Below are 7545 nucleotides of genomic sequence, written 5' to 3'. Positions count from 1 at the left end.
TCACCCCGGACACCCTTGCCTTTAGCTAACGGTTACAATGACCTTCACCGCTCGGGACTCGAACCCTAAAGCGTGCGCACATGCCGGGCACACAAAGAGAAGGCATAACCCCAGTTATGGGTCATGCCCTCTCTTTTTATTAGAATTAGAATATCAAGCATCCAGCACTTTCATCAGTTTACGCAGCCCCTTCAGGAGCCGGGGAGAAGGTCTGCAGTACAAAGACTCCTCCAGTACATGGATGTTGCCATTTCTGACCGCTCGCATCTCATCCCAGCCCGGGCGTTTCTTCACCAGCTCAGGATTCATTTTTTCTTCCTTGACGCCGACCCAAACCATACAGATATGGTCGGGATCCCTTCGCTTGACATCCTCCCAGTTTGTTTGAACACTTGCCTCTTCTTCCGTTGAGTAAACATTCATGGCACCGGCAAGTTCACTGATCTCCGTGAGCCAATTCACTGCTCCCGGTGTAAAAACCGGCTTCGGCCACCATTCCCAATAGAGTCTCGGCCGCTCTTCCCGCATGTCTGACTGTTTGCGACAGGCATCGATCTCCTGAAGGAATTCACCCGCCTTTTCAGCCCCAAGGTCCGGACATCCAAGGGAGTCAGCTGTCTTACGAATATCAGCGGCAATCTCTTCCAGGGAGTTCGGATTGAGGATGATATAGGGAAGTCCTTGCTGCTCAAGTGCTTCAATATTTTTTTCCATTCCCGGGACACTTAAGGAGGCAAGGACCAAATCAGGTTCCAGTGAGGCCACCCGCTCCATATCGATGGATAGATCAGGACCTACTTTGGGCAGTTCCCTCACCTGTTCTGGCCAGTCGGAATAATCATCCACACCTACCAGTTCCTCTGTCTTCCCCAGATATTCCACAATCTCCGTATTGCTCGGACATATGGATACAATACGCATATGACTCCCCCCGTAATGTACTATTCTCCTTGATCAGTGGTAAGCACAGGCCCATCTTTCGTGATGACGATGGTATGCTCATATTGTGCGGACCGCCCTTGGTCCACCGTACGGGCGGTCCAGCCGTTATCGTCCATTTTACTGTGCCAGCTTCCTTCATTGATCATTGGCTCTATGGTGATCACCATGCCCTCTTTCAGACGAAGTCCTTTATTAGGCAATCCAAAATGCGGGATATGCGGATCCTCATGCAAGGTTGGTCCAATGCCATGCCCAGTGAAATCACGGACGACCGAGAAACCTTCCCCTTCAGCATATGTCTGGATCGCATGGCCGATATCTCCGAGCCTTTTACCGACCTGCGCCTGTTCGATTCCTTTGTAAAGAGCGGTTTTCGTGACATCCATCAGACGTTTCCCTTTTTCATCCAAATTTCCAACAGCATAGGTCCAGGCAGAATCAGCAAGACCTCCATCCAAATTGACGACCATATCCACCGTCACGATGTCCCCATCCTCAAGCTTTTCATTCCGCGGAAAGCCATGACAGATTTCATCATTGATGGATGCGCAAGTGGCATATTGATATCCTTGGTATCCTTTCTGCTCCGGTGTCGCCCCATGCTTTTTCATATATTCCTCTGCAAAGGCATCGATTTCCATGGTGGTGATCCCCGGTCGGATCATCTTGGCGATTTCCTGATGGATTTCGGCAAGCAGATCTCCTGCTGCCTGCATTTTTTCAATTTCTCGTTTACTTTTTCTTGTGATCATCTAATTCCCCTCTTTCCGTCTATAACACCATCTATATGTTAAAATAACTGGTATACATGTTTTCAAGTACAAACTCCATCATAAAGTGTATCATAAAACACGCGGCTTTTCAGTAGGCACTATTCATTACAGGAGGCATTTATTTGATTGATATAAAGCATGTCGATAAAAATTATGGCGGAAAGAAAAAAGCCATCGATAATTTGAATCTCACCATCCCAGATGGAAAAATCACCGGTTTCCTCGGCCCAAATGGTGCAGGAAAGTCCACGACCATCAAAATGATGACAGGGGTGCTCCCGTTGGATAACGGAACCATCACCTTGAATGGCATCGATATTGAGGAATCACCTTTGGAAGCAAAGAAGATCTTCGGTTATGTTCCAGACCAGCCGGATATGTTCCTCCGCCTGAAAGGAATCGACTACCTGAACTTCATCGGAGATATATACCAGGTGCCGGCACCTGTCAAGAAAGAGAAAATTGAAACCCTGACAAAGCAGTTCGATATTTATGATGCACTGAATGATTATATCCAAACCTATTCGCATGGAATGAGGCAGAAAATCATCGTGTCCGGTGTATTGCTGCATGACCCAGATATATGGATTCTCGATGAACCGTTGACCGGCTTGGATCCTAAATCAGCCTATATACTGAAAGAAATGATGAGGAAGCATGCCGACCAGGGAAATGTTGTCTTCTTTTCCAGCCATGGGCTCGAAGTCGTCGAACAATTATGTGACGAAGTAGCAGTAATCAACCAAGGGAACGTGCTGTTTCACGGAACCTTGGACCAATTGAGGGAAACCTATCAGACCGGGGATTCGTTGGAAAAGGTATTTTTGGAGTTGACCAACGATGCGTAATACTTGGCTGCTCACCAAAACTGTACTGAAAATGCAATATTCCCGTTCAGGGGGTAACAATTCACAACTGTGGGTCTATGTATTTGCTGCCTTGTTTTTGGTTCCGATGGCCATCATCTACTTGACTGTCGTCCATAATCTTGTTGGGTCGTTATATTCAATCCTCGCCCCGCTCGAACAGGAACATTTGATACTCGGTCTGCTGTTTCTTATGGTACACCTATTGCTTTTCCTAGTCGGCTTTATGACGGTGGTTGGCGCTTTTTATTTTTCGGAAGATGTGGCATCCTTTATCCCATTTCCTTTCCATCCCTATCAGATACTCTTGGCCAAAGCTTCCAATCCTCTCATCTACATGTATGTCATCAGTGCTGCCGTGTATTTTCCTGTGTATTTAGCCTATGGGGCGGCTAGCGGTGCCTCGTTGCTTTTTTACATATATGGCTTCTTCCTGTACCTTGCATTGCCGCTGGTTCCGTTTACCGCTGCCTCACTCGTGCTGATGGTCATGATGCGGTTCATCAATATCTCGAAAAACAAAGACCGCTCTAAAGTGCTTGGCGGTATTTTATCATTGTCCATGATTATTCTGGTGAATGTTCTCATCCGGATGAATACGGGTTCAGATGATACCATACAGAACCTGGCAGGATTACTCCAGGAAAACGGGGGATTATTGAAGGCGGCAACTTCTTTCTATCCGCCTGCATATTTCAGCGCAATGGCATTAGGTAATGCAGCTGCATGGTCCGGTGCTCTCCATCTTTTGCTGATGATGGGCATCAGTCTGGCGGCTGTCCTGCTGTTCATCTGGATGGGGCAACACCTATACCTCAAGGGCGTACAGGGAACAGGTGGTGGTAGCCAAAGAAAAACAGGGAAAAATCCCAGGGAGAAAATAAAAACCCGTCCGGTATGGATGGCTTATATCCTCAAAGAACTGCGGCTGATCTTCCGGACACCGACGTTTCTGATGCAGTGTGTCATCCAAAGCTTGTTTGCTCCCATTTTTATTTTGGTGCTGTTCATCATGGACTTCGGTGATAACCCTCTAGGAACGCTAGGAAGCATGTTCAATGCCAAAGAGTGGCTATTGCTCTTGTCCGTCATCGGCCTGTTTACCCTGGCAGGAAATGGTACATCGATATCCTCCATATCCCGGGAAGGGAAAAACTGGCAGGCCAATCTATTTCTCCCACTTCCTATGAAACAGGTGCTATTCAGCAAGATTGCAACAGCTTGGATCATCAACCTGTTGGCAATCAGCCTGGTTTTTATTTTGGGATTGTTCATGGGCGCTCCATTGATCATTCTGCCGTTCTGGTTGATGATCATGTTCACTGCCAGCTGGCTGATCAGCCTATTGGGAACCTACCTGGATTTTCTCAGCCCCCGGTTGAATTGGACAGATGAACAGGAAATTTTCAAAGCTCGTGTGACCGGCCTGTTCCTCCTGCTCTTTTCTATGGTGCCTATTGGTATCCTTGTCCTGTTATTGTGGCGGATACCTGTTTTCCAGGGCATATGGTCCACCGCTTTTCTGTTGATGGCCTTTCTGTTGGGGGGAATCTTCCTCATCCACCAACTTCTGGTCAAGAAATTGGATACCGACCACCATCAACTCCTCTAGAAATATAAAAAATGCAGCGGCCCATCAAATGGAGCCGCTGCATTTTCTATTCATTAATAACCGCCATAACCTCCGCCGTAGCCGTGACCATTATAAGCAGTTCCGATGATAATCAACAAAATGAAAAGTACGACCAACAGCGCAAAGCTGAACCCGTTACCTCTACCTTTATCGCTCATGAATAATTCCCTCCCTATTTTCAATCTACATTACTGTATGCATTGAAAATAATTTGGGTAGGGCATTCGCACAGATTATAGATAATCTTTTACATTATAGATTTCTCCATTTCTGATCCCCTCATCTGTGAGAATATCCACAAGGACGCCTCCAACTGCATCCGTGTCCCGGAGCAGATTCTTTTCCTTGTAATTTTTGAAGGTATCGACAGCAGTGAACTGATCTTGGGAACTGGTACGGATTTTTTCCTGCATATCTGTATCCATGATTCCTGGACTGAACGCAATTACTTTATTATCGGTCTTCAACTCTGCCTGTTCCAAGGCAACCGTCTTCGTATACATGTTGATGCTTGCCTTTGAGCTGCTGTAGGCACTCCAACCGTATGTGGCCCTCTCAGCCGCTCCCGAGGTCACGTTGGCTCCATAAAGAGGCACATCAGCCTCCACGGATTTTTTCAGAAAAAGATTCATTAATGTCATCGGTGCGATGGTATTGATTTGATAATGCTTGACTAAATCACTGCCACTCACGTTCATGGCCTGATCGATCGGTTCCACCACTCCGGCATTATTGACCAAATAGACAGCATGTAGATCTTCTGTGTATATTTCTTCCTCAATTTTCTCAAAAGTGTCCGTCAGTTCATCCATGTTTGCTAGATCACAGGAGAAATGCTGGTATTGTACATGATTTTCTTCTGCATGTTTCGGCAGGGTGCTGCTTTTGCTTCTGGAAATACCAATCACATTGATTCCTGACTCCAGAAACAACTTGGCTACAGACTCCCCCAACCCCTTGGAAGCTCCTGTTATAACTGCGTATTTCATCGGTTTCCCCCCTTATGTTGACTACCACTACCTCATATTTCCCCGTTATTAACGGTTGAAAACTCGGTTATTCCTTGACCTCATTCCAGTAATGTACCAATGTCTCCATTCCTTTGTCGAAACTGTCGATAGGAAAGCTCTCATTCGGTGAGTGCAGCCGGTCTTCTGGTGTACCGAACCCAAGCAATACAATTGGCATTTGATAGATGTCATCCATCCACTCCACCACTGGGATCGATCCGCCCATCCGGACAAACACCGTTTCCTTGTCATAGGCTTTCGTATAACTATTTGCCGCTTTTTTGATCAATGGATGATCGGGCTCCACTTTGTATGCCTTCGCAGATAATTTCTCTTTTTTGACATCCACCGTTACACCGGAGGGAGCCACCCTCTTGACATGGTCTTCCAGCAGCTGTTGAATCCGGTCCGGTTCCTGTCCAGGCACAAGGCGGCAAGTGATTTTAGCTGTTGCAGAAGAAGGGATGATGGTTTTCGTTCCTTCCCCTTGATATCCGCCGTATATTCCATTGATCTCGAAAGTCGGCCGGGCCTGTGTATGCTCTTTTGCAGTATACCCTTTTTCCGAGACGGTTTCCGGCACCCCTGTTGCCTGCTGGAAATCCTCCCCTTTGACCTCGGCAATCAGCTTTCTTTCCTCTTCGGTAATCGGCTCTACACCATCATAGAAGCCATCGACCGTCACCACTTCTTCTTCGTTCTTCATCGAGGAGAGGATATGGCTGAGAGCCATGATCGGATTTCGAACCGCGCCACCGTACATGCCGGAATGGAGGTCATGATCGGGCCCGTCCACGGTTATTTCTACACCGGTGAAACCTTTCAGTCCATAGAGAATGGTCGGCTGATTTTCGGCCACCATGCCAGAATCGGATATTACAGCAAAATCGGCCGAAAACTGCTCCTTTTTTTCCTGCAAAACATTGTAGAGGTTTTCGCTGCCGATCTCTTCCTCCCCCTCGATACATACTTTGACATTGAGGGGCAGTTTTCCTTCTGTTTTCATAAACGCTTCAAAGACAGCAAGATGTATGAATACCTGTCCCTTATCATCGCTGGCTCCTCTTGCATAAAGACGTCCATCCCGGATTTCAGGCTGGAATGGATCGCTGTTCCATTGTTCAAGCGGATCTGCAGGCTGCACGTCATAGTGGCCATAGAACAGAACAGTCGGGGCTTCCTCACCCGCTCCATTATATTCAGCGTATACCAGCGGATGTCCGCCAGTTTCCTGTTTTTCTACCTTCTCAAAGGGAATGTCCTTTAGATATGTAACGATAAAATCTGCCGCCCGCTGTACATCCTCTTTATGTTCCGGATCGGTACTCACGCTTGGGATGGAAAGAAACTCATTCAATTTATTCAGCAGTTGCTCCCGATTTTCATTCAGATAGGCCAAAACGTTCTCCGTCATCAGAAAGCCCTCCTTCTTCTTTGTCCCATTAATTTTAGCATATTCTGCCACTGGATAAACAGCAGAGTACCATTTATAATCGCCCAATATAGGGGAAGGGGTATGTAATGTGTCGGTAAAATTTCCCGGGCAATAAAAATGAGCGATCCTTATTATCGAATCACTCATTTTTATGTCATTAATTGTTGCCGTTTTGCGGAAAAATACGCTGAATCATGTTGCCCATTTGGTCGAACATTCCTTCAACAGGATCCCCATTGTTTGCATCATCCACATAATTATTGGTCAAATCTAGAAACTCTGGGTTCGTTGACACATATACGTTATCAATTTCATTATCGACAGATTGTACAACGTCACGGATCTGTTCTTTCACTTCATCGCTCAACTGGTCTTCACCATCGGCATTCCCGGTATCACCCTGATCACCGCCATTGGTGCCATTGATTTCACCTGCACCTTCATTGTCTCCACCGTTTGTACCGGTCAAATTTCCATCATTTCCAGCATTATTTTGGCCATTCCCCTGATTTCCGGCTTTGTCATTTCTTTCCGTACTGTCTACATCCATGCCCGCAGCAACATAGGCTGTGTTTTCTGTAGTCAGAACGTAAGCACGATTAATTCCTTCCACTTCTTCGGTTATTCTTTCCGCCGCTTGTTCAGATACATCGTATCGTGTTGCACCATTGCCGTCCTCCTGATCGCCTTCAGAATCCCGGATCAGTTGATATTCTCTATCCCTGTTCATTCGTTCACCAGTATCATTCACATTATTATACCTGGTTTGATCGACTTCCGGATCCCCTGCAGCTCCATTGTCATCTGTATTTCCTCCATTGCCGCAAGCTGCGAGGATGACAAGCAATGCACTAAGCAAACTCAGTATTTTCCATTTCATCATTTA

General features: G+C 46.5%; 8 protein-coding genes. 2 read left to right on the top strand and 6 right to left on the bottom strand.

What is annotated here, in order from left to right; all coding sequences use genetic code 11:
- Window positions 1-153: 153 nt before the first annotated feature.
- Window positions 154-921, bottom strand: a complete 768-nt coding sequence (locus ACFOGI_RS00960) for a cobalamin-binding protein (protein WP_390267029.1) — start codon at window positions 919-921, stop codon at window positions 154-156.
- A gap of 20 nt (window positions 922-941) precedes the next feature.
- Window positions 942-1694: a type I methionyl aminopeptidase gene (gene map, locus ACFOGI_RS00955; RefSeq protein WP_390267027.1), complete on the bottom strand. Its 753-nt coding sequence runs from the start codon at window positions 1692-1694 to the stop codon at window positions 942-944.
- A gap of 143 nt (window positions 1695-1837) precedes the next feature.
- Between map and ACFOGI_RS00950 the strand changes: the two genes are divergently transcribed.
- Together ACFOGI_RS00950 and ACFOGI_RS00945 are read left to right on the top strand one after the other, a co-directional pair.
- Window positions 1838-2563, top strand: coding sequence for an ABC transporter ATP-binding protein (locus tag ACFOGI_RS00950; protein WP_390267024.1), 726 nt, complete (start codon window positions 1838-1840; stop codon window positions 2561-2563).
- The gene (locus ACFOGI_RS00945) at window positions 2556-4193 is read left to right on the top strand and encodes a putative ABC transporter permease subunit (protein WP_390267021.1); all 1638 of its coding nucleotides are present in this window, start codon (window positions 2556-2558) and stop codon (window positions 4191-4193) included. Before ACFOGI_RS00950 ends, ACFOGI_RS00945 begins: the two co-directional genes overlap by 8 nt.
- A gap of 53 nt (window positions 4194-4246) precedes the next feature.
- Here the strand turns inward: ACFOGI_RS00945 and ACFOGI_RS00940 are convergent, their stop codons facing one another.
- From ACFOGI_RS00940 to ACFOGI_RS00925, 4 genes are all read right to left on the bottom strand, one after another.
- Entirely contained in the window at window positions 4247-4372 is a 126-nt protein-coding gene (locus ACFOGI_RS00940; protein ID WP_390267018.1) for a YjcZ family sporulation protein, read from the bottom strand.
- Window positions 4373-4447: 75 nt separating this feature from the next.
- The gene (locus tag ACFOGI_RS00935) at window positions 4448-5203 is read right to left on the bottom strand and encodes a (S)-benzoin forming benzil reductase (protein WP_390267015.1); all 756 of its coding nucleotides are present in this window, start codon (window positions 5201-5203) and stop codon (window positions 4448-4450) included.
- A gap of 67 nt (window positions 5204-5270) precedes the next feature.
- Window positions 5271-6638, bottom strand: coding sequence for a dipeptidase (locus ACFOGI_RS00930; protein ID WP_390267012.1), 1368 nt, complete (start codon window positions 6636-6638; stop codon window positions 5271-5273).
- A gap of 178 nt (window positions 6639-6816) precedes the next feature.
- Entirely contained in the window at window positions 6817-7539 is a 723-nt protein-coding gene (locus ACFOGI_RS00925) for a YhcN/YlaJ family sporulation lipoprotein (protein WP_390267009.1), read from the bottom strand.
- Window positions 7540-7545 lie beyond the last annotated feature (6 nt).

The sequence above is a fragment of the Virgibacillus xinjiangensis genome (assembly GCF_042643145.1).
Taxonomy (GTDB): domain Bacteria; phylum Bacillota; class Bacilli; order Bacillales; family Amphibacillaceae; genus Virgibacillus_O; species Virgibacillus_O xinjiangensis.
The sequence above is the reverse complement of the archived record's forward strand: the minus strand, read 5'-3'. Positions and strand labels throughout refer to the sequence as shown.